Raw genomic sequence first — 24,775 nt, forward strand, 5'->3', positions numbered from 1 at the left:
GGGCTATGAGGCGGCGGCATGACCGCTGACCGACCGCCCCTCGCCGAGGGCATCCCCGACCGACTCTATGGCCGCCGCCGCGGCCACCCGCTGCGGCCGCGGCAGCAATTGCTGCTGGACCTCACCCTGCCGCGGCTGCGGCTTGCGCCGGCGCAGGCGCACGATCCTCGCGCTGCCTTCGCGGGGCCGGTGGAGGCGTTGTGGCTGGAAGTCGGCTTCGGCGGCGGGGAGCATGCGCTGGCGCTGGTCGAAGCCAATCCACGGGTCGGCTACATCGCCTCCGAGGTGTTCGAGAACGGGCTCTGCTCCCTGCTGACGCGGCTGGTGCCGGAGGGGGAGGAAGCCACCGGCGCGCTGCCGGGCAACCTTCGCCTCTGGCCGCAGGATGCGCGGCACCTGCTGGGGCTGTTGCCGGAAGGCTGCCTGGACCGGCTGATGCTGATGTTTCCGGACCCCTGGCCGAAGTCGCGCCACGCCAAGCGGCGCTTCGTGAATCCGGCGCTGCTGCCGCTGGTGGCGCGGGTGCTGAAGCCGGGCGGCGAATGGCGTATCGCCAGCGATGACCCGACCTATCAGGGCTGGGTGGAGGAGGTGTTCGCGGCGAGCGCGCTTTTCGTGGGGGACCCGCCGGCGACGGCGCGGCCGGAGGGCTGGCCCGGCACCCGCTACGAGGCCAAGGCACGGCGCGAAGGCCGGCAGCCGAAGTACTGGGTGAAGCGGCGGGTGTGAGGCCAGAATGGGGGGCTCCGCCCCGTGCCCCGCCAGGGGCGCTGCCCATGACCCCGCCGGGGGTTGGCGGCACTGCCGCCAACCGCCTCCCCGGACCCCGGCGGGTGTTTCGGACCCGAGGGTTCGACCTACGCCACCTCGTTCGCCACGCCCCAGGGCCGCAGCGGGGCCGGGGTGCGGAAATCCTCCGGCACCACGAAGTCGCGCGCCGCGCCGCGCATCTTCGCCGGCGCGGCCGGCAGGCCGCTGCGCCGCGCATACTCCGGCAGGCGCCGCCGCACCGCCGCCATGCCGCGCCGGCGGGACGCCAGGCCACAGGCGCTGGCCAGGTCCAGCGCCGTCACCCCCAGCACGGCCAGCATTGCCAGCCCCGCCGCCTCCTGCCGCGGCCGCCGCCCGTCCAGCGCCGTCGCCAGCGTGCCGACATCCAGCGCATCCCCGGCGACGCGGCCCCAGAGCCAGGGCTCCGGATCCCGCGAGAGCAGCAGGCCGACCCCCGTCGCCACCTCCCGCGCGCCATAGGCGGCGATCAGCCTTTCCTGCCCGCGCAGCCCCAGCGTCCGGCTCACCGCCTGCGGCGCCAGCAACTCCACCAGCCCCAGCCCGAGGCTGAACCAGCCGAGGCCGCGGGCCATGCGCTGCGCCCGCCTCATGGCTTCAGCACCACTTTCACGCAGCCATCCTGCTTGTCGCGGAAGGTCTTGTACATTTCCGGTCCCCGCTCCAGCGGCACGGTATGGGTGATGACGAAGCTGGGGTCGATCTGCCCCGCCTCGATCCGCCGCAGCAGGTCGTCGCTCCAGCGGTTCACATGGGTCTGGCCCATGCGCATGGTCAGGCCCTTGTTCATCGCCATGCCGAAGGGGATCTTGTCCAGCAGCCCGCCATAGACGCCGGGGATGGAGAGCGTGCCGGCCGGGCGGCAGACATACATCATCTCCCGCAGCACATGCGGCCGGTCGGTCTCCAGCATCATCGCCTGCTTGGCGCGGTCATAGATGCTGTCGAGCGTCGCCGTGGCATGCGCCTCCATGCCGACGCAGTCGATGCATTTCTCCGGGCCCTTGCCCTGGGTCAGCTCGTTCAGCCGCTCCACCACGCTTTCTTCCATGAAGTCGATGGTGGTGGCGCCGCCGGCGCGGGCCATGGCCAGGCGCTCCGGCACCGTGTCGATGGCGATCACCTGCTTCGCGCCGAGCAGCAGGGCACTGCGGATCGTCATCTGCCCGACCGGGCCGCAGCCCCAGATGGCGACGGTGTCCGTCGGCTGGATGTCGCATTGCACCGCGGCCTGCCAGCCGGTGGGGAAGATGTCGGAGAGGAAGAGGAGCTGCTCGTCGCTCGGCCCTTGCGGCACCTTGATATGCGTCTTGTCCGCGAAGGGCACGCGGAGATATTCCGCCTGGCCGCCGGGATAGCCACCGGTGAGGTGGGTGTAGCCGAAGAGGCCGGCGGTGGTGTGGCCGAACACCTTGTCGGCCAGGCTCTTGTTGCGGTTGCTGCGCTCGCAGACGCTGAAATTGCCGCGCCGGCACTGGTCGCAATCGCCGCAGAAGATGGTGAAGGGGATCACCACGCGGTCGCCGCGCTTCAGGTTGGTGACCTCCTTGCCCACCTCCTCGACGATTCCCATGGTCTCATGGCCCATGATGTCGCCGCGTTCCATGGCGGGGATGGTGTTGTCGTAGAGGTGGAGGTCGGAGCCGCAGATCGCGCAGGTCGTCACCTTGATGATGGCGTCGCGCGGATGCTCGAGCTTCGGGTCGGGGACGGTGTCGCAGCGGATATCCTGCGTGCCGTGCCAGCAGAGTGCGCGCATGCCGGGACCTTTCCTCGGGGGCTGGCGCAGCAACGCGGCGTTCGGGGCGCGGGTTTGTTGCGGGGTGGGTCGGGCCCAAACTCCCACCGGGTCCGGGGACCGGTCCGGTCCCCGGCGGGATCGAACGCATGCGTTCGATGGGGCGGCGCCCCTGGTGGGGGTTGGCGGCACTGCCGCCAACGGGCGAAGCCCCCACGCGCACGCCCGGTGCCACCCCTACCCCGACCCTCCCCCGCGAAGCGGGGGAGGGAGGTCAGCCCTCTGCCGCCACGAAAGGCGGCTGCAGCCAGAGCGGCTCCCTGATCTTCTTCAGGAAGGCCGCATGCGCCGCCAGCTCCGCCTCGCTCGGGATGATGGGCCGCGGCGTCCGCCGGACGAGCAGCGCTGCCGCTTCCGCGCTCGGCGCCCGCCGCGCCGCCGCCAATTCCAGCCCCGGCTGCTTGCCGCCCATCAGCTCCAGGAACACCTGGGCCAGCAGCTTCACGTCCAGCAGCGCGTTGTGGCTGGTGCGCATGGAATTATCGATCTCGTAGCGCCGGCAGAGCGCGTCGAGGCTGTTCGGCATGCCGGGGAAGCGCTTCTTCGCCAGCGCCAGGCTGTCCACCATCCGCGCCCGGTCCAGCGGCGGCCGCCCGAGCAGCTTCAGCTCGGCATCGAGGAAGCCGAAATCGAAGGGTGCGTTGTGCGCGACGATCGGCGAATCGCCGAGGAAGGCCAGCATCTCCTCGGCGATCTCGGCGAATTTCGGCTTGCCCTGCAGCATCGCGGCGGTGAAGCCGTGGATGCGCGTCGCCTCCTCCGGCACCTCGCGCTGCGGGTCGATCAGGGTGTGGTAGGCGGCGCCGGTCGGGATGAGGTTCACCAGCTCGATCGCCGCCACTTCCAGCACGCGGTCGCCCGTCGAGGGGTCGAGGCCGGTGGTCTCGGTATCCAGCACCACATGCCTCATCGCCCGCTTTCCTCCCGCACCAGCCGCCGGATCCGCCGCTGCGCCAGATGGCGGGAAAGGCCGGTCGGCACCACCACATCCGCGCGCCTTCGCTTTTCCGCATCCGGCGTCTGCCGCGCCAGGATGGCGTCGAACCGCGCCGGCGTCATGCCGCGGCGGCGCAGCACGCGCCAGCGCTGCACCGCGGCGGGGGCGGAGACCACCACCACCAGGTCGCAGCGCCCCTGGCCCCGCGTCTCGAACAGCAGGGGAATGTCCAGCACCGCAAGCGGTTCCGCCCGGCGGCGGGCGGCGGCGAGGAAGCGCTGCTCCGCCTGCCGCACCAGCGGGTGGATGATGCGTTCCAGCCGGGTGAGGGCGGCGGGGTCGGTCAGCACGGCGCGGCGCAGCGCTTCGCGGTCCACCGCGCCGTCCCGCACCGTGCCGGGGAAGGCGGCGGCGATGGGCGCCACGGCGCGGCCGCCCCTGGCCTGCAGCCTGTGCACGGCGGCATCGGCGTCGAAGACCGGCACGTGCAGGCGGCGGAAGGTGGCGGTGGCGGTGGATTTGCCCATGCCGATGCCGCCGGTCAGGCCGATGATCTTCATCGCCCCGCCCTCATCGCAGGGGGATGTCCCCGCCGACGAATGCCTCCAGCTCGGCGTCCACCTCCGGCATCGTGCCGAACCACTCGGAAAAACCCGGCCGCGCCTGGTGCAGTAGCATGCCGAGCCCGTCCACCGTGGCGAGGCCACGGGCGCGGGCGGCGGCGAGCAGCCCGGTTTCCCGCGGGACATAGACGATGTCGGCGACAATGGCGGTGGCGGGCAGCGGCGCCAGGTCCAGCGTGAGCGGCGGCTGACCCTGCATGCCCTGGGAGGTGGTGTTGACCAGCAGGGCGGCGTCTTCCAGCGGCGGGCGGTCGGCGACCTCGATGGGGCCGCCCAGGGCCTGGGCCAGCGCCTCCGCCCGCGCCGGGGTGCGGTTCACCAGGGTGAGCCGCGGGCAGCCGGCATCCAGCAGCGAAGCGGCAATGGCCCGGGCGGAGCCGCCGGCGCCGAGCAGCACCACGGGGCCGGCAGCCGGGCTCCAGCCCGGCACGGAGGCCATGGCATGGGCGAGGAAGCCGAAACCGTCGGTGTTGGAGCCTTCGATCCGTCCGTCCCGGAAGACCAGGGTGTTGACGGCCCCGGCGCGGTGCGCGGTGGCGTCCACCCGGTCGCAGGCGGCGAAGGCGGCTTCCTTGTGGGGAATGGTCACGTTGGCGCCGGCGAAGCCGAGATCGGCCAGGGACCGCACCGCGGCGGCGAAGCGCTCCGGCCGCACCGGCAGGGGCATATAGGCACCATCCAGCCCGTGGCGCCGCAGCCAGAAGCCATGCAGAAGGGGCGAGCGGGAATGCGCCACGGGCCAGCCCAGGATGCCGGCAAGGCGCGAATGGCCGGAGAGAATCGACATGCGCCATGCAAAGCCGCCGGGTGGCGCGAGGTCAATGCGGGTCGTTGGGGGCTTCGCCCCCAAATCCGGGCAGGAGGTCGTCGCGGGCAGCGCCCGCGACCCCGCACCTCCGCCGGGGAGGCGCGGCGGAGGCAGTGCCTTCAGCCTCGGGCCCAGCGTGAGCCGGCAGGATGAATCGTCGTGCGGAAAGACCCAGGGCGGGGTCCGGGGGGAAGCGTTGGCGGCAGTGCCGCCAACCCCGCCCGGCGGGGTCCAGGGGCAGAGCCCCTGGCGGGGGCTTGAGGGCGAAGCCCCCTACCGCACCTCCGCCAACCGCAACGCCCCCGCCATTCCGCGCGCCCCGCCGGCGCCGAAGACCTGCGCCCCGGTGATCTCCAGCCGGCAGGCGGCCTGGCGCCGCGGCCATTCGCCCTGAACCGCCCCATGGGGCGTCGCCACCGCGTCCAGGGTGACGTCCTCCGCCAGCTCCACCACCAGTCGCGCCTCGCCCTCCGCCGTCGCGCGCACCAGGCGGATCAGCGGGCCCTCCGGTGCCGGATGGGCCACGACCTCCCGCGGGCGCAGGAAGGCGGTGGCCGGGCCGTCCGGCAGCGCCACCGCCAAGGGCGGCAGGCCGGGCAGGCGGAAGCGCAGCACGCCGCCGGCCACCTGCCCCTCCAGCCTTGCCGCCTCGCCCAGGAAGCCGGCGACGAAGGGCGTCGCCGGTGCCGCCAGCAGCGCCGAGGGCGTATCGAATTGCGCGATGCGGCCGCTTTCCAGCAGCGCCACGCGGTCCGCCAGCTCCATCGCCTCCTCCTGGTCATGGGTGACGAGGATGGTGGTGATGCCGAGGCGATCATGCAGGCCGCGCAGCCAGCGCCGCACCTCTCGCCGCACCAGCGCGTCCAGCGCGCCGAAGGGCTCGTCCAGCAGCAGCAGCCTGGGCTCGATGGCCAGCGCCCGGGCCAGCGCCACACGCTGCCGCTGGCCGCCGGAAAGCTGGTCCGGCCAGCGCCGCTCCAGCTCCGGGATCTGGGTGAGGCGCAGCAATTCCCGCACCCGCGCCGTCAGCTCCGCCCGGCCCGGGCGCCGGCCGCGGGGCAGCACGGAGAGGCCGAAGGCGATGTTGTCGAAGACGTTCATGTGGCGGAACAGCGCGTAATTCTGGAACATCACGCCGATGCCGCGTTCCCGCGCCGGCACCCCCGCCATCTCCCGCCCGGCGATCGCGACGCGGCCTTCCTCCTGCGGCTCCAGCCCCGCCAGCACGCGCAGCAGCGTGGTCTTGCCGGAGCCGGAAGGGCCGAGCAGGGCGACGAATTCCCCGTCCCGGACCGCCAGGCTCACGCCATCCAGCGCGGCGGTGGTGCCGAAGCGGCGCACCAGGCCTTCGACGATCACGCTCATCCCGCCTCTCCCGCCACCCGGCCGGACCAGCGTTCCAGCACCGCCTTGGCGGCGAGGGTGACGAGGCCGAGCAACGCCAGCAGCGCCGCCACCGCGAAGGCGCCGGCGAATTGGTACTCATTGTAGAGGATCTCGACATGCAGCGGCATGGTGTTCGTCTGGCCGCGGATATGGCCGGAGACGACCGAGACCGCGCCGAATTCCCCCATGGCGCGCGCATTGCACAGCAGCACGCCGGCGAGCAGCGCCCAGCGGATATTGGGCAGCGTCACCCGGCGGAAGATCTGCCAGCCGCCGGCGCCGAGCGTCGCCGCCGCTTCCTCCTCCGCCCGGCCCTGGTCCTGCATCAGCGGCAGCACGGTACGGGCGACGAAGGGGAAGGTGACGAAGAGCGTCGCCAGCACGAGCCCGGGCAGGGCGAAGATCACCTGGATGCCGCGCGCCTGCAGCCACGGCCCGAGCCAGCCCTGCAGGCCGAAGATCAGCACGAAGACCAGGCCGGAGATCACGGGCGAGACGGAGAAGGGCAGTTCCACCAGCGTCACCAGCAGGCGCTTGCCGGGGAAGTCGTGCTTGGCGATGCACCAGGCGGCGGCGAGGCCGCCCACCGTGTTCAGCGGCACCGAAATGGCGGCGACGATCAGTGTCATGCGGATGGCGGCCAGGGTGTCGGGCTCGAGGATCGCGGCCAGCGCCGCCTCCCCGCCGCGGCGCAGCGCCTCGGTGAAGACGGCGGCCAGCGGCAGGGCCAGCAGCAGCAGCCCGGTGAGGACAGCCAGCGCCACCAGCAGGGCGCGGAACCAAAGCGGGTCCTCGGTGGCGTTCATGGCCTGCCTCACCCTTGGCCTCGCCGCAGGGCGCGCTGCGCCAGGTTCAGCGCCAGCAGCACGGCGAAGGCCAGCAGCAGCATGGCAAGGCCGATGGCGGCGGCGCCGGCATAGTCGAATTGCTCCAGCCGGATGGTGATGAGGAGGGGGGCGATTTCGCTGACCATCGGCATGTTGCCGGCGATGAAGATGACGCTGCCGTATTCGCCGACGGCCCGGGCGAAGCCGAGGCCGAAGCCGGTGAGGATGGCGGGCGCCAGCGCGGGCAGGACGACGCGCCGCAGGGTCTGGAAGCGGGTGGCGCCGAGGGTCGCGGCGGCTTCCTCCGACTCCCGGCCCAGATCGCGCAGCACCGGCTCCACCGTGCGGGCGGTGAAGGGCAGGGCGACGAAGACCAGGGCGATGACGATGCCGGCGGGGGTGAAGGCGACGCGCCAGCCGAACCATTCCCCAAGCGGTCCGCCGACCCAGCCATTCGGCGCCAGCAGCGCCGTCATCGCCAGGCCGGCGACGGCGGTGGGCAGGGCGAAGGGCAGGTCGATGGCGGCGTCCAGCACGGCACGGCCGGGAAAGCGCAACCGCACCACCGCCCAGGCCAGCAGCAGGCCGAGCGGCGCGGCGATGGCCGCCGCCAGCAGCGCCGCGCCGAAGGAAAGCCGCAGCGAGGCGGCGACGCGCGGCTCCGCCAGCGAGGCCCAGAGGCCGGCGAGCCCCAATTCGAAGGGCCGCAGCAGCAAGGCGAGCAGCGGCACCAGCACGATGGCGGAAAGCCAGAACAGCGCGATGCCGAAGGCGAGGCCGAAGCCCGGTATGGCGCGCAGCCGCCGGGCCCGGTGAGGCAAGGCGAGGCTGGCGCTCATCGTCCCGGTCGGTAGATGCGGTCGAACACGCCGCCATCGTTGAAATGGACGCGCTGCGCCTCCGCCCAGCCGCCGAAGGCGCCGTCGATCGTCACCAGCTCCAAAGTCGGGAAGCGCTCCGCGTTCTTCTGCAGCAGCGCCTGGTCGCGCGGGCGGTAGAAATGCTTCGCGGCGGCTTCCTGGCCGGCAGGGGCGTAGAGGCCGCGCAGATAGGCCTCCGCCAGGTCGCGGGTGCCGCGGCGGTCCACATTGCCGTCCACCACGGCGACGGAAGGTTCCGCCAGGATGGAGAGCGGCGGGTAGATAATGTCGAACTGGCCGGCGCCGAATTCCTGCAGGGCGAGATGCGCCTCGTTCTCCCAGGCCAGCAGCACGTCGCCCTGGCCGCGCTGGACGAAGGTGGTGGTGGAGCCGCGCGCGCCGGTATCCAACACCGGCACCTGGCGGAACAGCCTTGCGAGGAATTCCTCCGGGTTCTGCCCGTGCTTCTGCGCCGAGGCCCAGGCGGCGAGGTAGTTCCACCGCGCGCCGCCACTGGTCTTCGGGTTGGGGGTGATGATGGCGACGCCAGGCTTCACCAAATCCGGCCAGTCCCGCAGCCCCTTCGGATTTCCCTTGCGGGTCAGGAAGACGATGGTGCTGGTGTAGGGCGCGCTGTTCTGCGGCAGGCGGGTGATCCAATCCCTGGCGATCAGGCCGCGCTCGGCGATGGCATCCACGTCATAGGCCAGGGCGAGCGTCACCACATCGGCCGCCAGCCCGTCGATGACGGAGCGCGCCTGGCGCCCGGAGCCGCCATGGGAGGTGTTGATGCGCAGCGTCTGGCGGTGCTGCGCCTGCCACTCCCGGGCGAAGCCGGCATTGTAGTCGCGGTAGAATTCGCGCGTCGGGTCATAGCTGACATTCAGCAGCTCCCGCACCCCCTGGGCGCGGGCGGGCAGGGCCAGCAGGGCGGGCGCGGCGAGCATGGCGCGACGGCCGGGGCGGAAGGTGGATCGCATCGCAGCAATCTCCGGTAGGCGTAGCGGAGGGGATAACGCGGCTGCCGCTCACATGGCGGCAAAGGCGGAGAGGATGGTGGCCTCGATTGTGTCCTCCGCCGGCGGCGGCAGGGTGGCCTGGAGGGTGAGGCCGAGCGCGGCGGCGGCAAGGCCGAGGCAGGTCATCGCCGCTTCCGGCGCCGCATGCAGCGCCTGGAGGGCGGCGAGGATCGGGGTGGCGAGACCAAGAAGCATCGTCGTTTCCCTCTGAGGGTTGCATCACGGAATGGGCGCTGCCCGCTGCCCGCCATGGCTTTGCCGCGGCGGGGCTGTGGGCAGGCTGGGGAGGCCGGCGACCTCCGGCGTCCCCGCGAACACCGCGCAGCGGTTGCGTGGGGTTTTCCGGGCGCCCCACGACGCTGCGCAGCGGTGCCGTGGGGATCACGGTCAAGCCGCCTCGGCCAGGCCGAGCAGCGCCAGGATCTCCTCCCGCAGCGCCACCAGCCCGGCATCGTCGCGGCGGCGCGGCCGCGGCGTTTCGACGCGGATATCGGCACGGATGCGGGCCGGGCGATCGCTGAGGACGAGGACGCGGTCGGCCAGCAGCAGCGCTTCCTCCACGTCATGCGTCACCAGGAGAGCGGTGAAGCGCTCCCGCTCCCACAGCGCCACCAGCTCCCGCTGCATCGCCAGCCGGGTGAGGCTGTCGAGCTTGCCGAGCGGCTCGTCCAGCATCAGGATCTTCGGCTCGTTCACCAGCGAGCGGGCCAGCGAGGCGCGCTGCGCCATGCCGCCGGAAAGCTGGTGCGGATAGGCGCTGGCGAAGCCGGCAAGACCCACGAGGCGCAGCGCCTCCTCGATCCGCGGGCCGTCCGCCGCCAGTGTCCCGCGCGCCTCCGGGCCGAGCTGGGCATTGCCGCGCACGGTGCGCCAGGGGAACAGCGTCGGGTCCTGGAACATGATGGTGCGGCTGGGATGGGTGCCGGTGATCTCGGCGCCATCCACCAGCAACTGCCCCTCGGTCGGCGGTTCCAGCCCCGCCACCAGCCGCAGCAGGGTGGATTTGCCGCAGCCGGAAGGGCCGAGCAGGGCGACGAACTCGCCCGGCTCCGCGGTGAAGTCGATGTCCTGGAGGACGGGCAGGCTCCGCTTCTCCAGGGCGAAGGCGTGGCTGACGCCGCGCACTTCCAGCCTTGCGCCGTTCACGCCGCTCACCACCGGACCAGCCCCTTCTGCCAGGAGAGCAGGCGGTCGCGCAGCCGGAACAGCAGGGTGACGGCGCCGGAGCACATGCCCGCCATGACCAGCAGCGCGGCATACATGTTGGCGTAGGCGGCCCAGCCCTGGGCCCATTGCATGTACCAGCCGAGCCCGGCCTTCACCCCCATCATCTCGGCGACCACGAGCACCGAGAAGGAGGCGCCGAGCCCCATGAACAGCCCGACGAAGACCGAGGGCATGGCCGCCGGCACCGCCACCTTCCGCACCAGGAACCAGGGCGAGGCGCCCATGGTGCGCGCCACGTCGTAATAGGCCTTGGAGACGGCGGAGACGCCGGACCAGGTGAGCACCGTCACCGGGAAGAAGCTGGCCAGCGCGATGAGGAAGGTGGAGGCGCCGCGGGAGGAGGCGAAGGCGAAGAAGGCGATGGGCAGCCAGGCCGTCGCCGGCAGCGGGCCGATCAGCCGCACCACCGGATGCGCCCAGTAGCCGACGATGCGCGACCAGCCCATGGCGACGCCGAAGAGGAAGCCGATGACGGCACCCAGCGCATAGCCCGGCACCACCAGCAGCAGGCTGCGCCAGACGCTCTCGCCGAGGCGCGCATAGTCGTCGGTGAAGACTTCCAGGAGCGATTGCGGCGCGGCGAAGAAGGGCCGCGGCAGCAGCTCGTATTTCGCCGTTGCCAGCTCCCAGGCCAGCAGGGCGGCGGCGAGGACGATCAGCCAGGGGCCTGCTTCGCGCAGCCGCGCCAGGCGCGGCGCCAGGCCGGAGAGAGTGCTGCCGAGGGCGGCGAGCAGGACCAGCCCGCCGAAGCCGGCGGCGAGCGTCGCCAGCTCCTGCGTGCGGCCGAGGTCGTCGGCATCCGGCAGCAGGGAGATCGCCGCCGCGGCACCGATCCAGGCAAGGCCCGCCACCCAGCCGGAGGGCCAGAAGGCGGCGGGACGGGCGGGGGCGAGCAGCCCCGCGCCAAGGGTGGTCGCGCTCATGCCGGCGCCCCGTTCAGCACATCGACATGGATGCGGGCGGCGAGCCGCGCCGGATCGGTGTTCGGCCGGATGACCTTCACGAGCTTCAGCTCCGCGATGTAGGCGGCGAGATCGGCTTCCAGATCCGCGCCCTTCGGATGGTGGTTGTGGGTGTGGCTGCGCAGCATGGCGGCCAGCACCGGCGCCGGCGCCCGCGGCGCGTATTTGGCGAAGATCTCCGCCGCCGCGTCCGGGTTGGCATGCACCCAATCCTCGGCCTCGAGGATGGCGGCGGTGATGGCGCGCGCCACCGGCCTATCCTGCCGCACCAGCTTGCCGCTGATGCCGAGGATGCAGCAGGTGCGGTGGGCATATTCGCCGGAGAGGTTGTTCGAGACCTCCACCAGCCCGTCGCGGTCCCGCAGGATGGAGGCCATCGGGTCGCCCAGGGTGAAGCCCTGGATATCGCCGCGCTTCAGCGCCTCGGAGAGCAGGTCGGCCGGGTATTGCCGCCAATTGATCTCGTTGACCGGATCGATGCCCGCCTTGGCCGCGACGATGGAGAAGAAATTCTTGTTCGGCGAGGCCATGTCCTCGGCGCCGATCGTCTTGCCGCGCAGATCGGCGATGGCGGCGACGCCGCTGCCCGGCGCGCTGAGCAACCGCATGCAGCCGCCATGCATGGCGGCCGTCACCTTCACGTCGAAGCCGGCCTCCAGCGCCTTCAGCCAGCGCAGCGCCATGCCGCCGCCGGCATCCGCCTTGCCGGTCGCCAGGGCTTCCAGCAATTGGTCGGTGGAGCCGCCCCAATTGACGAACTCGATGTCCAGATTGTGCCGGGCATAGATGCCCTGCACCTCGGCGGAGGGCACCGCCGCGGTGCAGATGCCGTTCTGGCTCCAGGCCAGCTTCAGCTTGCGGCGCGGGCCGGGCACCGCGGCCTCCGCCAGGTCCGTGGTCGCGGTGCGGCAGATGGGCGGTGCGGCCAGCAGCTCCGCCACCGGATCCGCGGGCGCGAAGGCGCGCGGGGCCATGGCGCCGAGCGGCGCGGCCAGGCCGGCAACGCCGAGGCCGCGCAGCAGGGCACGGCGGTTGGGCAGGGGCGCGCTCATGCCGGCGCCTCGCTCAGCACGTCGGCATAGATGCGCGCGGCCAGCCGCTGCGCATTGGTGTTCGGGCGGATCACCTTCACCAGCTTCAGCTCCTCGATATAGGCGGCAAGCTGATTGCTCAGCACCGGCCCGTGCGGATGGTCGCCATGGGTGTGGCTGCGCAGCATGGCGGCGAGCTGCGCCGCATTGGTGCCGCGGGCATTGGTCAGGAAGATCGCCGCCGCTTCGTCCGGATTGGCGTGGACCCAGTCCTGGGTTTCCAGCAGCGCGCCGGTCACGGCGCGGGCGGCGGCGCGGTCCTCCCGCAGCAGGCTGCCGCGGATGCCGAGGATGCAGCAGGCGCGGTCCGCATATTCGCCGCTGAGGTTGTTGGCGATCTCGTGCAGATCGTCCCGCTCGCGCAGGATCCAGGCGAGCGGGTCGCCCAGGGTGATGGCCTGCACGTCCCCGCGCTTCAGCGCCTCGCCCAGCAGGTCGCCGGGGAAGACGCGGTAGGTGATGTCCTTGTCCGGATCGAGGCCGAGCTTCGCCGCGACGATGCCGAAGAAATTCTTGTCCGGCGCGCCCATATCGGTCACGCCCAGCACCTTGCCGCGCAGATCGGCGACCGTGTTGATGCCGCTGCCCTTCTGGGAGAACAGCCGCATGCAGCCGCCATGGATGGCGGTGGAGATGCGGACGTCGAAGCCCTGCTCCAGCGGCTTCAGCCAGCGCAGCGCCATGCCGATGCCGGCATCCGACTTGCCGGTGGCGATGGCTTCCAGGAGCTGGTCGGTGGAGCCGCCGAAATTCACCAGCTCCACGTCCAGATTGTTGCGCGCGAAGAAGCCGCGCTGCACGGCGACGATGGCGCCGACGGTGCAGATGGAATTGGCGTTGAAGCTGAGCTTCAGCTTGCGCCGTGGCCCCGGCGCGGCATAGGCGCCGCCCCCCGCCGTGGCGCCGATGCGACAGATCGAAGACGGGTCGCGCAGGATGGCGTCCAGATCCGGCGCCGCGGCGCGCGGCGCCATGGCGCCTGCCGGAATGGCGAGCGCGGCGGCGCCGGCAGCGCGCAGCAGGGCGCGGCGGTCAGGGGTGGTCATGGTTCTCCTCTCCTCACTCGGCGGCAACGGGGACGGCGCCGCGCGCGGCGATGGCGGCGCGGGTCGCCGGCAGCAGCTCGGCGCCGTATTGCGCGGCGTCCTCCAGCGGGTCGAAGCCGCGGATCAGGAAGGTGTCGATGCCGAGGGCGTGGTAGTCGGCCAGGCTCTCCGCCACCTGCTCCGGCGTGCCGACCAGAGCGGTGGTGTTGGCGCCGGCGCCGACCGCCGCCGCCACCTCCGTCCACAGCCGCGTGTCGCGCACCGGGCCGGCGGCCGCCGCTTCCAACAGACGCTTGCTGCCGATGCTCTCCGGCTTCGGCCCGCCGCTGCCCACCGCATCGGCGCGCAGCGTGCGGATGCGCTCGATGATGCGATTGGCGCGGGCCCAGGCATCCGCCTCGCTCCCCGCCAGCACCGGGCGGAAGGACATGCTGAAGCGGATGGCGGCCGGGTCCCGCCCTGCCTTCGCCACGCTGGCCTTCACCCGCGCGATGGTCTCCCGCGCCTGGTCCAGCGTCTCGCCCCAGAAGGCATAGACATCGGCGATGCGGCCGGCGATCTCGATGGCGATGTCGGAGGAGCCGCCGAAGAAGACCGGGATATGCGGCTTCTGCACCGGCTTCACCTCGGCGAAGCCGCCCTCGAAGCGGTAATGCTCGCCGTGGTGGTCGAAGGGCTTGTCGCTGGTCCAGAGGCGCTTCAGCAGCGTGACGTATTCCTCGGACCGGGCGTAGCGGTCGGCATGGTCCAGGTAGTCGCCATCCTTGCGCTGCTCCGTGCTGCTGCCGCCGCTGATGATGTGCACGGCAGCGCGGCCGCCGGTGAGCTGGTCGAAGGTGGCGAATTGCCGGGCCGCCAGGGTCGGCGCGATGAAGCCCGGGCGGTGCGCCACCATGAAGCCGATGCGCGTCGCGGCGGCGGCGGCGTGCTGCGCCACCAGCAGCGCGTCCGGGCTGGTGCTGCCCCAGGCGACGAGGATGCGGTCGAAGCCCGCCTGCTCATGCGCCAGGGCGAAGCGCTGGATGTAGCCGGGGTCCACCACCGGGCCCTGGGGCGGATGGATCTCGGATTGCGCGCGATGCGCGATCATGCCGATGAAGGTCAGCGGGTGCGGCATGGGGCTCTCCTTTGGCGTTGGGCCGGCCGGGCGACGGACGGCGTCAGGCGATGTTCAGGCGGCGCAGCGCGGCGCCGATGGCGGCATGGTCGGAAGCGGTGCGGCGGCCCAGCTCCCCGGGCGAGACGGGCTCCGGCTTCAGGCCGAAGCGACGCAGCGCGGCGTCCACCTCCGGCTCCGCCAGCGCCGCGTTGAATTCCCGGTTCAGCCGGGCGATCACCGGCGCCGGCGTGCCGCGCGGGGCGAACAGGCCGAACCAGCCGCTGCCCGGCCAGTCGCGGCCGATGCCGAGCTCGGCCAGGGTCGGCAGCTCGGCGAAAGCCGCCCAGCGGTCGGCGCCGATGGTGGCGAGGCCGCGCAGCCTGCCCTCCGCCACATGCGGCGCGGCAATCGGGTCGATGGTCAGGTGGCAATCGCCGGCGACGACGCTGGTCGCCGCGGCGGCGCTGCCGGGGAAGGGCACGTGCACCGCCTCGATCCCCACCGCCTCCGCCAGCAGCGCGCCGCGCAGATGGCCGGCGGAGCCGATGCCGGCGGAGGCATAGTTCAGGAAGCCCGGCCGGCGCCTCGCCAGCGCCACCAGCTCGGCGAGGCTCGCCACCCCGAGCTTCGGATTCACCGCGACGATGCTGTAGGCCTCGCCCGCCAGCGCCACCGGCAGCAGGTCCCGCAGCGGGTCATACCCGACCGCCGAGAGATGCGGCGCGATGGTCAGGTTGCCGGCGGAGGCGTTCAGCAGGGTGTGGCCATCCGGCTTCGCCTCCGCCACCAGCCGCGCCCCGACCGCGCCGCCGGCGCCCGCCTTGTTCTCCACGACGACGGGCACGCCGAGCCGCGGCGAGAGCGCGCGGGACATGGTGCGGGAGACGTTGTCGTTGGTGGCACCCGGCGGGAAGGGGCAGAGATAGCGGATCGGGCGCTCGGGGAATTCGCCATGCGCATGCCCCTGGGCATGCGCCCCGGCGAGGACAGGCGTAGCCAGCGCGGCGCCGAGCAGCAGGCGGCGACGGATCATTTCAGCAACTCCAGCAGCAGGACAGGGCGGGCGAGCCCGCTGGCGATGAGGGCGGTGCCAAGGCCGCCGAGCAGCAGGGCGAAGCGGAAGGCGAGACCGGTCATGGCACGGCCTCCGCCAGGGCGGCGCGGCCGGCGGCGAGGTGCGCGGCATCCGCGGTCGGCGCATGCACCCGGCCGCATTGCACGTCGCGCCAATGCCGCTCCAGCGGGAAGGCGCGGTCATGCGCGTGGTTGCCGGCGAGGAGCGTCGCCGCCTCCACCGCGCGCACCGCGTTCTCCACCAGCACCGCCTTCAGCACGCCGGCCTCTGCCGCGGGCGGCGGTGCGCCGGCATCGGTCGCCAGCGCCACCGCCTCCGCGATGCGGGCATTGGCGGCGAGCAGCGCCTCGATGCCGCCGACAGCCTCCTGCACCCGCGGCAAGGTCGCCAGCGGGGCGCCGAGGCTGCCCGGTACCCTTGTGCGGAGGAAGGAGACGATCCAGTCCCGCGCCGCACGCGCCACGCCGGTATAGACCGCCGGGACCAGCACCGCGTTCCACACCGCCTGCAGCGGGTCCAGCACCGGGCCGCCGGGCGGGGCCAGGCCGATGGCGTGGTCCTCCGGGATCTCCACCTCTTCCAGCACCAGATCGTGGCTGCCGGAGCCGCGCAGGCCGAGATGGTTCCAGGTCTCCACCACCCGCAGCCCGGGCGCGCCGGCCGGCACCAGGAAGATGCCGACCCGCGGTTCCGGCTCCGCGGTGCGGCCGAACACCTCCAGCCAGCGCAGCGCGCCGATGCCGGTGGCGTAGCGCTTGCGGCCGGAGATCACCCAGCCGGTGGCGGAGCGCCGCGCCGTGGTGGCCGGCAGCCCGCCGCGGGTCGGGGAGCCGAGCTCGGGCTCCACCCGCAGGGCGTTGATCAGCGCCCCCTCCTCCACCGCCTCGCGCCCGACCAGGCGCTGCAGATGCTCCGGCCAGGCCGGGCTGCGGGCCAGGGCGGCCTGCTTCAGGTACTGCATGGCCAGGATCAGCGCCGTCGCCGGGCAGGCGGCGCCGACCCGGGCGATGACCTGGCCGGCCAAGCGCAGCCCCGCCCCGCCGCCGCCGAGCGCCGCCGGCACGGTCAGCGCCGCCAGCCCGGCCTGATGCAGCAGGGCCAGCGAATTGCGCGGCACCGTTCCCTCCCGGTCATGCCGGGGGGCGGCGGCGGCGATGGCGGGCAGCACGCCGGGCAGGCCGGCGAGCGGGTCGCGATCGGCGGTCATGCGCCCTCCGCCGCCGCAGCGCGGCCGGCGAGCGGCAGCCCGGACGCCGCGCCCGGCAGGGCGCGGCGAGGCACGGCAAGGCGCAGCTTCATCGCCGTCACAGCACGGGCCGGATGCGCGCCGGGCTCGGCGGCAGCGGGGCCACGGGCGCGGCCTGGCGGGCACGGCGCAGCACGGCGCGGGCGATGCGCGCCGCCTCCTCCGCCGTGTCGAAGCCGGCGCCGTCGAGGTCGGAGAGCGCCGGCTCCAGGGCGACGAAATGCCAGCGCTGGCTGGACTGCACGGCGACGCCGACGAAGCGGCCGTCGATATCGATGGGTTGCGAGCGGATCATCTGCTGATCCTTTCCGGAGACGAATGACGACTAGGCGTGGCGTAAGGGGGCGGCGCGGGGCCGCGGCCTCAGCGCCGACAGCGCCCGGGCGCGGTGGCCGCGAAAAAGCGGCCGGGGCCGAGGACCCCGGCCGAGTTCGGGAGGATGCGCCAGTCACGGGCGCCTGCAGTCGGGCCGTCCAGGGACGGCCCATCCGCCCAGGCCGGGCGGATCCGGGGGCGCGGCGAAGCCATGGGAAGGGCCTCAGCCGGCGATGAGGAAAGGGGTGGCGGCGGCGGCGGCACCGAGCGGCGCCTCCGGCCCCGCCGCGGCGTGCAGCAGCGGCGGCTGCGCCCCGCCCTGGCCCGGCAGCAGCCGGTGCAGCAAGGCGTGGCCGTCCCACAGCAGCAGATCGCCCTGGCGCAGCGCCAGCCGCCAGGTGAAGGCGGGGGCGGTGGCGGCGGCACGCAGCCGCGGCAGCAGGGCGGCGGCCTCGGCCTGCGGCAGGCCGGTCAGCGCGGTCGCCTCCGGCGGCAGGAAGAGGCTGCGGCCCGGCCCGGCCCGCCCCGCCCGTACCAGGGGCAGCGGCCCGGCAGGGGTCACCGCCTCGAGATACTCGATACGATGGGCCAGCCAGGGGTGCAGCCCGGCGAGGACGGCGTGCTGGCCGGCGAATTCGGCGGCCAGGCCCGGCGCCGGCGCTGCCGCGACGAAGAGGGCCTGCAGCCGGGAAGGGCGCTGCGGCGCGGCGCGGTCGAAGGCCCAGCCGGCCAGCGCCTCCGGCGCGACCTCCGCCGGGGCCGGGGCGGCGGCGGTGCCGGCCAGGCGGGCGGCGAGGGTGGCAAGCTGGGCCGGGCGCAGCGACTGGTCGCGCAGCAGGAGGAGGCGATGCGCGGCGAGGGCGGCCTCCAGCCGGGTCTGCAGCGCCGGCGGCAGCGGCGCGCCGAGGTCGAGGATCTCGGCCCCGAATTCCGGGTGGAGCGGCTGGAAGGGCAGCGCGGCGGCGCGGCGGGGCGCGGCCTCGGCAAGAAGGGCGGACATGGGATTCCCCTGCGGGCCTCGGCAGGCGAGGACCGTGGCAAGCGGTGACGGGCGGCGCGGGTCGGTCGGGCGGTCAGCCCGGACAGCGACGACAGGGCGAGAGCGGCGCGGGCCCGTGGACCGAGGGGCTGCGCTTTAGCTCTTGGTGACGCGGCGCAAGCTGCATTGTTCAAACTCCGCGGTTCCGCCGCGGGATGCGGCGGCGACGTGATGATTTAACGATGTGATTTCGGGTGAGTCAATATGATTCTATCGGTGTTGATCGTGAATTTAGGACCCTTCCCGGGGCGCTGGAAGGAGGATGGCGTGGAATATTTTTCTGCGCATAATCAGCCAGTTGGGTAAAGGATGTGCGCCCAGGGGGCGGGCCGGCCAGCCTTCCCGGCCAGATCCACGTCGTATTCCCGCGTGAAACAAGGCAGGATTCACCACTGCGGCGGGTTATTTCACGTGCCGGAAGCGGGGACCGGCGGGCGGGAAGCCGGGGCGCCGGCGCGGGGGAGGCGCAGCGGCCGTGGCACCGCCGCCGAATCCCTTGCCTTTCCACCCCGCCCCCCGTTGCAGCGGGCCGCTCGGCGGCCCATCTCCGGGTTTGCGCCGGCCGGGCCGGGGCACTACTGTCCGGCCGGTCCCCGCCGCCCAGTGGCGCGCCAGGGGCGGCCGCAACAATCACCTCAAGATCACCTCATCGGGGCGTCACATGGGTTCCTTCAGCATCTGGCACTGGCTCATCGTGCTGCTGGTCGTCCTGCTGCTCTTCGGCAGCGGCAAGATCAGCACCCTGATGGGCGACCTCGCCACGGGCATCAAATCCTTCAAGAAGAACATGAAGGAGGAAGACGCCTCGCTGGCCGAGTCGGCGCCGCCCGCGGCCCAGCCGCCGGCCGGCAGCATCCAGGGCCCCGCCGCCGGCCAGCAGGGCCAGCAGGCGCACGCCTCCTCCAGCCGGCCCGCCGCCTGATGCTGCCCGCCCGAGGCGCCGTGGTCCCGGGCCTCGCCGCCCGCGGCCCGGGGCATCGGGCCCTGCGGCTCCCGCCAGGGCGCTGAGCCCCCATGGTCGGGACGATGGCGGCCGGGACGCGACCGGCCGCGGCGCGACCCAGCGACATGCCGGTGGACGAGGCCCCTTCCTGGGCCCGCCCGGATGCGGCGGAGAGCCTGGACGCCGCCGCCAGCGCCATCATCGCCGCCGGGCGGCGCATGGACCGCTTCGGCTGGGCGCCGGCCACCGCGGGCAATATCTCCATCCGCCTCTCCGCGACGCAGATCGCCATCACCCGCTCCGGCGGGCATAAGGGCTTCCTGGGCCCTGAAGGCGTCATCCTGGTGGACCCCGAGGGGACGCCGCTGGTGCCGGGGGACCGCGCCTCGGCCGAGACCGGGCTGCATTGCGGCATCTACCGCCGCTTCCCGGCGGCGGGGGCGGTGCTGCACGGCCATTCCCCGGCGGCCACCGTACTCTCCCGGCTGGGCGGGGACTCCATCCGCCTGGCGGGCTATGAGCTGCTGAAGGCCTTCCCCGGCCTCTCGACGCATGACGCCGCGATCGCCCTGCCGGTGGTGGAGAACGACCAGGACATTCCCCGCCTGCAAAGTGTGGTCGAGGCCCGCTGGCAGGCGGCGGCGCAGCAGTCGCCCCGAGGCGTGCCGGGCGGGGTGGTGCCGGGCTATGTCATCCGCGGCCATGGCGTCTATGTCTGGGCCGCCGATATGCCGACGGCCCTGACAAGGCTGGAGGCGCTGGAATTCATGCTGGCCTGTGACCTGGAAGAACGGAGGATCGGGCGATGAGCCGTCTGACCGTGTGGGACGCCGCGAGCGGCGCCCGGATCATGCAGAGCGAGGATGCCGCCGAGATCGCCAGGGCGCTCGGCGCCATCGGCGTGCGCTTCGAGCGCTGGGAAGGCGTGGCGGTGCCGGAGGATGCCGACAACGACGCCATCCTCGCCGCCTACCGCCCCTGGCTGGACAGGCTGATGGGCGAGACCGGCGCCGGCTCCGCCGATGTGGTGAGCCTGACGCTGGACCATCCCCAGGCCGCGGCGATGCGCGAGAAATTCCTCAACGAGCACATCCACACCGAGGATGAGGTGCGCTTCTTCGTCCGCGGCAGCGGCGATTTCGTGCTGCATGTGGACGGCAAGGTGTGGGATGCGCATTGCGAGCAGGGCGACCTGCTGAGCGTGCCGGCCGGCACCCGCCACTGGTTCGACGCCGGCGAGAAGCCGTATTTCACCGCGCTGCGGGTCTTCACCGACCCGGCCGGCTGGGTGGCGCAGTTCACCGGCACGGATATGGCGCAGCGCTTCCCTGTCGCGGCCTGAGGGCGGCCGGGGAATGACGCCGCGCCGGGCCCGGTCGCGGAACACCGCAGCGCCGGCGAGGAGCAGGGCGTGAGCGAGGCTCGCGCCATCCAGGTCGTGCTGATGGATATCGAAGGCACGACGACCAGCATCGCCTTCGTCAAGGACCGGCTGTTTCCCTTCGCGGAGGCGGCGCTGGAGGAATTCCTCGCAGCGCATGGGGACCGGCCGGAGGTGCTGGCCATCATCGCGGAGGTGCGGGAGCTGGCGCCCGGGCGGCAGCCGGTGGAAGCGCTGCGCGCCTGGATCGCCGAGGACGCCAAGGTGACGCCGCTGAAGGCGCTGCAGGGGCTCATCTGGCACCAGGGCTATGCCGATGGCCGGCTGCAAGGGCATCTCTGGCCGGATGTCGCCGCCTGCCTGCGGGCCTGGGCGGCGGGCGGGGTGCGGCTGGCGATCTATTCCTCCGGCTCCGTTCCGGCGCAGCGGGATCTGTTCGGGCATTCCGAGGCGGGGGATCTGACGCCGCTGCTCGCCGGCTTCTTCGACACGCGCATCGGGGCGAAGCGGGAGGCGGAAAGCTACGCCGCCATCGCCGCCGAGCTGCGCGCGGCGCCGGGGCAGATGCTGTTCCTCTCCGACGTGGCGGAGGAGCTGGATGCGGCGCGCGCCGCCGGGCTGCTGACCTGCCAATTGGTGCGGGCAGCGGATGGCACGCAGGCGTCCGGGCGGCATCCGGAGGCCGAGGATTTTCCGGCGGTGGCAAGGCGGTTCGGGTTGCCGGGCGCGCCGCCCCCGTAAGCCCCTGGCAGGCTGGAGGCCCCGCTGTGCGAGGGGCAGCTCGCACCGCCGCGGCGCCACTGGTGACAGGACGCGACAGGGAAGCTACAGCGGCCCCGGCAGGTCGGCAGCCGGGCCGGCTGTAGCCTATTGTTCACAGTACGAATTCGTCGCCGGGGCGGCTCGCGCCCCGGCGCGATCTGTTCTAGAAGCCGCCTGCCCCGTACCGGCCGGGAGATGCGCATGCTGACCACCTACACCCTCGAAGCCGGGCACCTGATGGTGCGCGACGGCGCCCAGGACGAAGCCGCGCTGCGCCAGGCCATCTGGATCGACCTGCTGACCCCGACCCAGGAGGAAGAGCGGCTGGTGCAGTCGGCGCTCCGCCTGGAAATCCCGACGCGGGAGGAGATGCAGGAGATCGAGAGCTCCTCCCGCCTCTACAAGGAAGACGACGCGCTCTTCCTCACCGCCCCCTTTCTCTACGGGGTGGAGGGCGGGGAGCTGGGCTCCACCGCCATCACCTTCGTGCTGGGCAACAGCCATCTGGTCACCGTGCGCTACGCCACGCCCAAGGCCTTCGCGGTGTTCAGCGCGCGCTGCCAGCGCACCCCGGCGACGCTGCTCGGCACGCCGGACGGGGTGATGTTCCACCTGTTCGAGCAGGTGGTGGACCGGCTGGCGGACATATTGGAGCGCGTCGGCGCGGATATGGACCGCGCCAGCCAGGCCGCCTTCCGCGCCGCCCGCGCCCAGGTGAAGGCCACCACCAAGGATGCCGACCTGAAGGGCGCGCTCATCACCCTGGGCCAGGTGGGGGAGGTGACGACGCGGGCGAATGAGACCCTGCTCGGCCTCTCCCGCATCCTTACTTTCGTCGGCGCGGAGAAGGCGACGGCGGTCAGGAAGGAGAACCAGGCGCTGATCAAATCCCTGGTGCGGGATGTGCGCTCCCTGGTGGAGCACGCGAATTTCCTCAACAGCAAGGCCAACTTCCTGCTGGATGCGGTGCTCGGCATCATCAATGTCGAGCAGAACGCCATCATCAAGACCTTCACCGTGGCCAGCGTGGCGCTGATGCCGCCGACGCTGATCGCCAGCATCTACGGCATGAATTTCGAGTCGATGCCGGAGCTGAAATGGGCCGAGGGCTATCCGATGGCGCTGATCATGATGGTGATCTCGGCGGTGCTGCCGGTGCTCTATTTCAAGCGGAAGGGATGGCTCTAGGGCATGGTCCGTCCGCTTGCGCGCATGGCGCATGTTCCTGGCCGTTGTCCGGCGGCGTGACTGACGCCTTCGGTAAGTCCACCGAAGGCGATCGCGCTCCAGCCCGGGTGGGAATGCGGCGCCGGCGCGCGGCCGGTGGGGCGTCGGGCCGGGGCGCCGGAGGCCGGGCGGCGGTCCGGTTGCGGTGGCTCTGCGCCCTGGTGCTGGCGCTGGCCCTGCTGGGGCCGGGCCCGGCGCTGGCGCAGCTCTGCCCCCGCGCCGCGCCGCGGCTGACCCTGGCGGTGGTGGATCCGGAGCCGGTGCTGGGGCATGAGCTGGACATCGCCGCGCTGCATGCGGAAAGCGGGCAGAAGCAGCGGGAGACGCTGCATCACCTGGGCCTCACCACTTCCCGCGTCGAATGGCAGAGCGAGATCGAGACGCGCTACCGGGAGGCGGCGGGGGTGGTCTGCGCGGTGCCGGCGCAGGTCGCGCTGAGCCTGGTGCAGACCGAGCATCTGGTGCGCATCGCGCGGGAGCTGCCGGAGGGCGGCTGCCTGTACCGCGAGGTGCTGGCGCATGAGCGGCGGCATGTGGCGGTGAACCGCCGCACCCTGCAGGTGGCGGCGGATCGGGCAAGGCGGGCGGCCACCCGCTGGGCGGCGCGGGCGAGCGGCCAGGGGCCGACGCTGGACGACGCCATGGCGGCGCTGCAGCAGGGGCTGCGGCGGGCGCTGGAACCCTCCCTGGCGGCGATGCGGCGGGCGCGGGAGGCCGGGCATCGCGGCATCGACACGGAGGCGGAGTACCGCCGGCTGGCGCGGGTGTGCCCGGAGGACCAGCAGCGGCTGCGGGAGATGCTGCGGGTGGCCGGGTAACATGCGGCCGGGCCGCATGGCGCTCGATTCGAACCTTCGCCGCCTGTTGCCCTGCCGCGGCTTTGCCGCGGCAGGCTGTGCGAGGCTGTGATCCGAGGGGAGCGCCGGGCCCCCCACGAAGCCGCGCAGCGGCTTCGTGGGGAATACATCAGGTATTCATCGCATCGAAGAAATCCTGGTTGGTCTTGCTGTATTTCAGCTTGTCCAGCAGGAATTCCATCGCGTCCTGGGTGCCCATCGGGTTCAGGATGCGGCGCAGCACCCACATCTTGGCCAGCGTGGCGCGGTCCACCAGCAGCTCCTCCTTGCGGGTGCCGCTCTTGGTGATGTCGATCGCCGGGAAGGTCCGCTTGTCGGAAAGCTTGCGGTCGAGGATGATTTCCGAGTTACCGGTGCCCTTGAACTCCTCGAAGATCACCTCGTCCATCCGCGAGCCGGTGTCGATCAGCGCGGTGGCGATGATGGTCAGGGAGCCGCCTTCCTCGATGTTCCGGGCCGCGCCGAAGAAGCGCTTCGGCCGCTGCAGCGCGTTGGCGTCCACGCCGCCGGTCAGCACCTTGCCGGAGGACGGCACGACGGAGTTGTAGGCGCGGCCGAGGCGGGTGATGGAATCCAGCAGGATCACCACGTCCCGCTTGTGCTCGACCAGGCGCTTGGCCTTCTCCAGCACCATCTCCGTCACCTGGACGTGGCGGGTGGCGGGCTCGTCGAAGGTGCTGGCCACCACCTCGCCGCGCACAGTGCGGGCCATGTCGGTGACTTCCTCGGGCCGCTCGTCGATCAGCAGCACCATCAGGAAGACGTCGGGGTTGTTGGCGGTGATGCTCTTGGCGATGTTCTGCAGCATCACCGTCTTACCGGTGCGCGGCGGCGCCACGATCAGGGCGCGCTGGCCCATGCCGATCGGGGCGATCAGGTCGATGACGCGGTGCGTGTTGTCCTTGGCCGGCCCCTTGGCGACGCTCTCGACCTCGGGGTTTTCCATCTTCAGCCGCCGGTTCGGGTAGAGCGGCGTCAGGTTGTCGAAGTTGATGCGGTGCCGCAGGGATTCCGGCGGCTCGAAGTTGATGGCGTTGACCTTCAGCAGGGCGAAGTAGCGTTCGCCATCCTTCGGGGCGCGGATCTGGCCCTCCACCGTGTCGCCGGTGCGCAGGCCGAAGCGGCGCACCTGGGCGGGGGAGATGTAGATGTCGTCCGGCCCGGGGAGGAAATTCGCCTGCGGGGAGCGGAGGAAGCCGAAGCCGTCCGGCAGGATCTCGAGCGTGCCTTCGCCGTAGATCGCCTGGTCATTGTCGGCGAGCTGCTTGAGGATCGCGAACATCATGTCCTGCTTGCGCAGGGAGGAGGCGTTCTCGATCTGCAGATCCTCGGCGAAGGCGAGGAGGTCTGCGGGAGTCTTGGCCTTGAGGTCGGAAAGATGCATGGCGCATTGCGTCCGGATGCGAGGGGACCGGGACTGTCCCGAAGGGAGCCGGGTGCCGCGCGAGAGCTTCGCGG

The 24,775-nt window shown here is 72.3% G+C and carries 27 protein-coding genes; 7 read left to right on the forward strand and 20 right to left on the reverse strand.

Translation table 11 applies throughout. The annotated features are described in order from the left end of the window. Nucleotides 1-18 precede the first annotated feature (18 nt). The gene (trmB, locus tag E5N76_RS19105; RefSeq protein WP_149538918.1) at nt 19-729 is read left to right on the forward strand and encodes a tRNA (guanine(46)-N(7))-methyltransferase TrmB; all 711 of its coding nucleotides are present in this window, start codon (nt 19-21) and stop codon (nt 727-729) included. Nucleotides 730-857: 128 nt separating this feature from the next. Here the strand turns inward: trmB and E5N76_RS19110 are convergent, their stop codons facing one another. From E5N76_RS19110 to E5N76_RS19200, 19 genes are all read right to left on the reverse strand, one after another. After that, entirely contained in the window at nt 858-1,364 is a 507-nt protein-coding gene (locus tag E5N76_RS19110) for a cyclase dehydrase (protein ID WP_235907777.1), read from the reverse strand. Between the two features lie 14 nt (nt 1,365-1,378). Further along, nucleotides 1,379-2,548 carry a zinc-dependent alcohol dehydrogenase gene (locus E5N76_RS19115; RefSeq protein ID WP_149538920.1) on the reverse strand — a complete coding sequence of 390 codons (1,170 nt, stop codon included), beginning with the start codon at nt 2,546-2,548 and terminating at the stop codon, nt 1,379-1,381. 253 nt (nt 2,549-2,801) lie between these two features. Continuing rightward, nucleotides 2,802-3,497, reverse strand: coding sequence for a DNA polymerase III subunit epsilon (gene dnaQ, locus E5N76_RS19120; RefSeq protein ID WP_149538921.1), 696 nt, complete (start codon nt 3,495-3,497; stop codon nt 2,802-2,804). Then, on the reverse strand, nt 3,494-4,084 hold the full coding sequence (coaE, locus tag E5N76_RS19125) for a dephospho-CoA kinase (protein WP_149538922.1): 591 nt from the start codon (nt 4,082-4,084) through the stop codon (nt 3,494-3,496). The genes dnaQ and coaE overlap by 4 nt, the downstream gene beginning before the upstream one ends. 10 nt (nt 4,085-4,094) lie before the next feature. Then, nucleotides 4,095-4,934: a shikimate dehydrogenase gene (locus E5N76_RS19130; RefSeq protein WP_149538923.1), complete on the reverse strand. Its 840-nt coding sequence runs from the start codon at nt 4,932-4,934 to the stop codon at nt 4,095-4,097. Nucleotides 4,935-5,228: 294 nt separating this feature from the next. Then, nucleotides 5,229-6,320 (reverse strand): sulfate/molybdate ABC transporter ATP-binding protein, encoded by a 1,092-nt coding sequence (locus E5N76_RS19135; RefSeq protein ID WP_149538924.1) that lies wholly within the window; start codon nt 6,318-6,320, stop codon nt 5,229-5,231. Then, on the reverse strand, nt 6,317-7,147 hold the full coding sequence (gene cysW, locus E5N76_RS19140; RefSeq protein ID WP_149538925.1) for a sulfate ABC transporter permease subunit CysW: 831 nt from the start codon (nt 7,145-7,147) through the stop codon (nt 6,317-6,319). Before cysW ends, E5N76_RS19135 begins: the two co-directional genes overlap by 4 nt. A gap of 8 nt (nt 7,148-7,155) precedes the next feature. Next, on the reverse strand, nt 7,156-8,007 hold the full coding sequence (gene cysT / locus E5N76_RS19145; protein ID WP_149538926.1) for a sulfate ABC transporter permease subunit CysT: 852 nt from the start codon (nt 8,005-8,007) through the stop codon (nt 7,156-7,158). Further along, a complete protein-coding gene (locus E5N76_RS19150) occupies nt 8,004-9,008 on the reverse strand; it encodes a sulfate ABC transporter substrate-binding protein (protein WP_149538927.1) in 1,005 nt (334 codons plus the stop codon). Before E5N76_RS19150 ends, cysT begins: the two co-directional genes overlap by 4 nt. 48 nt (nt 9,009-9,056) lie before the next feature. Beyond that, the gene (locus E5N76_RS19155; protein WP_149538928.1) at nt 9,057-9,242 is read right to left on the reverse strand and encodes a hypothetical protein; all 186 of its coding nucleotides are present in this window, start codon (nt 9,240-9,242) and stop codon (nt 9,057-9,059) included. Nucleotides 9,243-9,434: 192 nt separating this feature from the next. Next, nucleotides 9,435-10,193, reverse strand: a complete 759-nt coding sequence (locus E5N76_RS19160) for an ABC transporter ATP-binding protein (RefSeq protein ID WP_457852682.1) — start codon at nt 10,191-10,193, stop codon at nt 9,435-9,437. A 5-nt stretch (nt 10,194-10,198) separates the two neighbouring features. Beyond that, entirely contained in the window at nt 10,199-11,197 is a 999-nt protein-coding gene (locus E5N76_RS30615) for an ABC transporter permease (protein ID WP_149538929.1), read from the reverse strand. Further along, the gene (locus E5N76_RS19170) at nt 11,194-12,288 is read right to left on the reverse strand and encodes an ABC transporter substrate-binding protein (RefSeq protein WP_149538930.1); all 1,095 of its coding nucleotides are present in this window, start codon (nt 12,286-12,288) and stop codon (nt 11,194-11,196) included. The genes E5N76_RS30615 and E5N76_RS19170 overlap by 4 nt, the downstream gene beginning before the upstream one ends. Then, nucleotides 12,285-13,373 carry an ABC transporter substrate-binding protein gene (locus tag E5N76_RS19175; protein WP_149538931.1) on the reverse strand — a complete coding sequence of 363 codons (1,089 nt, stop codon included), beginning with the start codon at nt 13,371-13,373 and terminating at the stop codon, nt 12,285-12,287. Before E5N76_RS19175 ends, E5N76_RS19170 begins: the two co-directional genes overlap by 4 nt. A gap of 13 nt (nt 13,374-13,386) precedes the next feature. Continuing rightward, nucleotides 13,387-14,490, reverse strand: a complete 1,104-nt coding sequence (locus tag E5N76_RS19180; RefSeq protein ID WP_149538932.1) for an LLM class flavin-dependent oxidoreductase — start codon at nt 14,488-14,490, stop codon at nt 13,387-13,389. A 43-nt stretch (nt 14,491-14,533) separates the two neighbouring features. Beyond that, nucleotides 14,534-15,505: a Bug family tripartite tricarboxylate transporter substrate binding protein gene (locus E5N76_RS19185; protein WP_187830271.1), complete on the reverse strand. Its 972-nt coding sequence runs from the start codon at nt 15,503-15,505 to the stop codon at nt 14,534-14,536. 100 nt (nt 15,506-15,605) lie between these two features. After that, nucleotides 15,606-16,754: an acyl-CoA dehydrogenase family protein gene (locus E5N76_RS19190; protein ID WP_149538934.1), complete on the reverse strand. Its 1,149-nt coding sequence runs from the start codon at nt 16,752-16,754 to the stop codon at nt 15,606-15,608. Between the two features lie 97 nt (nt 16,755-16,851). Continuing rightward, the gene (locus E5N76_RS19195; RefSeq protein ID WP_149538935.1) at nt 16,852-17,088 is read right to left on the reverse strand and encodes a hypothetical protein; all 237 of its coding nucleotides are present in this window, start codon (nt 17,086-17,088) and stop codon (nt 16,852-16,854) included. Nucleotides 17,089-17,331: 243 nt separating this feature from the next. Then, nucleotides 17,332-18,108 carry a TauD/TfdA family dioxygenase gene (locus E5N76_RS19200; RefSeq protein ID WP_149538936.1) on the reverse strand — a complete coding sequence of 259 codons (777 nt, stop codon included), beginning with the start codon at nt 18,106-18,108 and terminating at the stop codon, nt 17,332-17,334. Between the two features lie 700 nt (nt 18,109-18,808). Between E5N76_RS19200 and E5N76_RS19205 the strand changes: the two genes are divergently transcribed. The 6 genes from E5N76_RS19205 (at nt 18,809) to E5N76_RS29670 (ending at nt 23,278) form a co-directional block, all read left to right on the forward strand. Further along, nucleotides 18,809-19,069: a twin-arginine translocase TatA/TatE family subunit gene (locus tag E5N76_RS19205; protein ID WP_149538937.1), complete on the forward strand. Its 261-nt coding sequence runs from the start codon at nt 18,809-18,811 to the stop codon at nt 19,067-19,069. 146 nt (nt 19,070-19,215) lie between these two features. Further along, on the forward strand, nt 19,216-19,899 hold the full coding sequence (locus E5N76_RS19210; RefSeq protein WP_149538938.1) for a methylthioribulose 1-phosphate dehydratase: 684 nt from the start codon (nt 19,216-19,218) through the stop codon (nt 19,897-19,899). After that, nucleotides 19,896-20,432, forward strand: coding sequence for a 1,2-dihydroxy-3-keto-5-methylthiopentene dioxygenase (locus E5N76_RS19215; protein ID WP_149538939.1), 537 nt, complete (start codon nt 19,896-19,898; stop codon nt 20,430-20,432). Before E5N76_RS19210 ends, E5N76_RS19215 begins: the two co-directional genes overlap by 4 nt. Before the next feature lie 69 nt (nt 20,433-20,501). Then, on the forward strand, nt 20,502-21,212 hold the full coding sequence (mtnC, locus tag E5N76_RS19220) for an acireductone synthase (RefSeq protein WP_268921312.1): 711 nt from the start codon (nt 20,502-20,504) through the stop codon (nt 21,210-21,212). A gap of 222 nt (nt 21,213-21,434) precedes the next feature. Next, nucleotides 21,435-22,421, forward strand: a complete 987-nt coding sequence (gene corA, locus E5N76_RS19225) for a magnesium/cobalt transporter CorA (RefSeq protein WP_149538940.1) — start codon at nt 21,435-21,437, stop codon at nt 22,419-22,421. A 179-nt stretch (nt 22,422-22,600) separates the two neighbouring features. Further along, entirely contained in the window at nt 22,601-23,278 is a 678-nt protein-coding gene (locus tag E5N76_RS29670) for a hypothetical protein (RefSeq protein WP_187830272.1), read from the forward strand. 148 nt (nt 23,279-23,426) lie between these two features. On the opposite strand, the gene rho is transcribed toward E5N76_RS29670, so the two are convergent. Continuing rightward, a complete protein-coding gene (gene rho, locus E5N76_RS19235; RefSeq protein ID WP_149538941.1) occupies nt 23,427-24,701 on the reverse strand; it encodes a transcription termination factor Rho in 1,275 nt (424 codons plus the stop codon). Nucleotides 24,702-24,775 lie beyond the last annotated feature (74 nt).

The organism is Siccirubricoccus phaeus, assembly GCF_008360935.1.
GTDB classification, from domain to species: Bacteria; Pseudomonadota; Alphaproteobacteria; order Acetobacterales; family Acetobacteraceae; genus Siccirubricoccus; species Siccirubricoccus phaeus.

Excerpts from the sequence above, each read along its gene's own strand:
- E5N76_RS19195 (WP_149538935.1), bottom strand. The coding sequence starts at position 17,088 with ATGATCCGCTCGCAACCCATCGATATCGACGGCCGCTTCGTCGGCGTC.
- E5N76_RS19170 (WP_149538930.1), bottom strand. The coding sequence starts at position 12,288 with ATGAGCGCGCCCCTGCCCAACCGCCGTGCCCTGCTGCGCGGCCTCGGC.
- trmB (WP_149538918.1), top strand. The coding sequence starts at position 19 with ATGACCGCTGACCGACCGCCCCTCGCCGAGGGCATCCCCGACCGACTC.
- E5N76_RS19200 (WP_149538936.1), bottom strand. The coding sequence starts at position 18,108 with ATGTCCGCCCTTCTTGCCGAGGCCGCGCCCCGCCGCGCCGCCGCGCTG.
- E5N76_RS19135 (WP_149538924.1), bottom strand. The coding sequence starts at position 6,320 with ATGAGCGTGATCGTCGAAGGCCTGGTGCGCCGCTTCGGCACCACCGCC.
- E5N76_RS19130 (WP_149538923.1), bottom strand. The coding sequence starts at position 4,934 with ATGTCGATTCTCTCCGGCCATTCGCGCCTTGCCGGCATCCTGGGCTGG.
- E5N76_RS19110 (WP_235907777.1), bottom strand. The coding sequence starts at position 1,364 with ATGGCCCGCGGCCTCGGCTGGTTCAGCCTCGGGCTGGGGCTGGTGGAG.
- E5N76_RS19215 (WP_149538939.1), top strand. The coding sequence starts at position 19,896 with ATGAGCCGTCTGACCGTGTGGGACGCCGCGAGCGGCGCCCGGATCATG.
- E5N76_RS19115 (WP_149538920.1), bottom strand. The coding sequence starts at position 2,548 with ATGCGCGCACTCTGCTGGCACGGCACGCAGGATATCCGCTGCGACACC.
- E5N76_RS19190 (WP_149538934.1), bottom strand. The coding sequence starts at position 16,754 with ATGACCGCCGATCGCGACCCGCTCGCCGGCCTGCCCGGCGTGCTGCCC.
- E5N76_RS19185 (WP_187830271.1), bottom strand. The coding sequence starts at position 15,505 with ATGATCCGTCGCCGCCTGCTGCTCGGCGCCGCGCTGGCTACGCCTGTC.
- cysW (WP_149538925.1), bottom strand. The coding sequence starts at position 7,147 with ATGAACGCCACCGAGGACCCGCTTTGGTTCCGCGCCCTGCTGGTGGCG.
- dnaQ (WP_149538921.1), bottom strand. The coding sequence starts at position 3,497 with ATGAGGCATGTGGTGCTGGATACCGAGACCACCGGCCTCGACCCCTCG.
- rho (WP_149538941.1), bottom strand. The coding sequence starts at position 24,701 with ATGCATCTTTCCGACCTCAAGGCCAAGACTCCCGCAGACCTCCTCGCC.
- E5N76_RS19210 (WP_149538938.1), top strand. The coding sequence starts at position 19,216 with ATGCCGGTGGACGAGGCCCCTTCCTGGGCCCGCCCGGATGCGGCGGAG.
- E5N76_RS30615 (WP_149538929.1), bottom strand. The coding sequence starts at position 11,197 with ATGAGCGCGACCACCCTTGGCGCGGGGCTGCTCGCCCCCGCCCGTCCC.
- E5N76_RS19205 (WP_149538937.1), top strand. The coding sequence starts at position 18,809 with ATGGGTTCCTTCAGCATCTGGCACTGGCTCATCGTGCTGCTGGTCGTC.
- coaE (WP_149538922.1), bottom strand. The coding sequence starts at position 4,084 with ATGAAGATCATCGGCCTGACCGGCGGCATCGGCATGGGCAAATCCACC.
- E5N76_RS19155 (WP_149538928.1), bottom strand. The coding sequence starts at position 9,242 with ATGCTTCTTGGTCTCGCCACCCCGATCCTCGCCGCCCTCCAGGCGCTG.
- E5N76_RS19180 (WP_149538932.1), bottom strand. The coding sequence starts at position 14,490 with ATGCCGCACCCGCTGACCTTCATCGGCATGATCGCGCATCGCGCGCAA.
- E5N76_RS19175 (WP_149538931.1), bottom strand. The coding sequence starts at position 13,373 with ATGACCACCCCTGACCGCCGCGCCCTGCTGCGCGCTGCCGGCGCCGCC.
- E5N76_RS19150 (WP_149538927.1), bottom strand. The coding sequence starts at position 9,008 with ATGCGATCCACCTTCCGCCCCGGCCGTCGCGCCATGCTCGCCGCGCCC.
- cysT (WP_149538926.1), bottom strand. The coding sequence starts at position 8,007 with ATGAGCGCCAGCCTCGCCTTGCCTCACCGGGCCCGGCGGCTGCGCGCC.
- corA (WP_149538940.1), top strand. The coding sequence starts at position 21,435 with ATGCTGACCACCTACACCCTCGAAGCCGGGCACCTGATGGTGCGCGAC.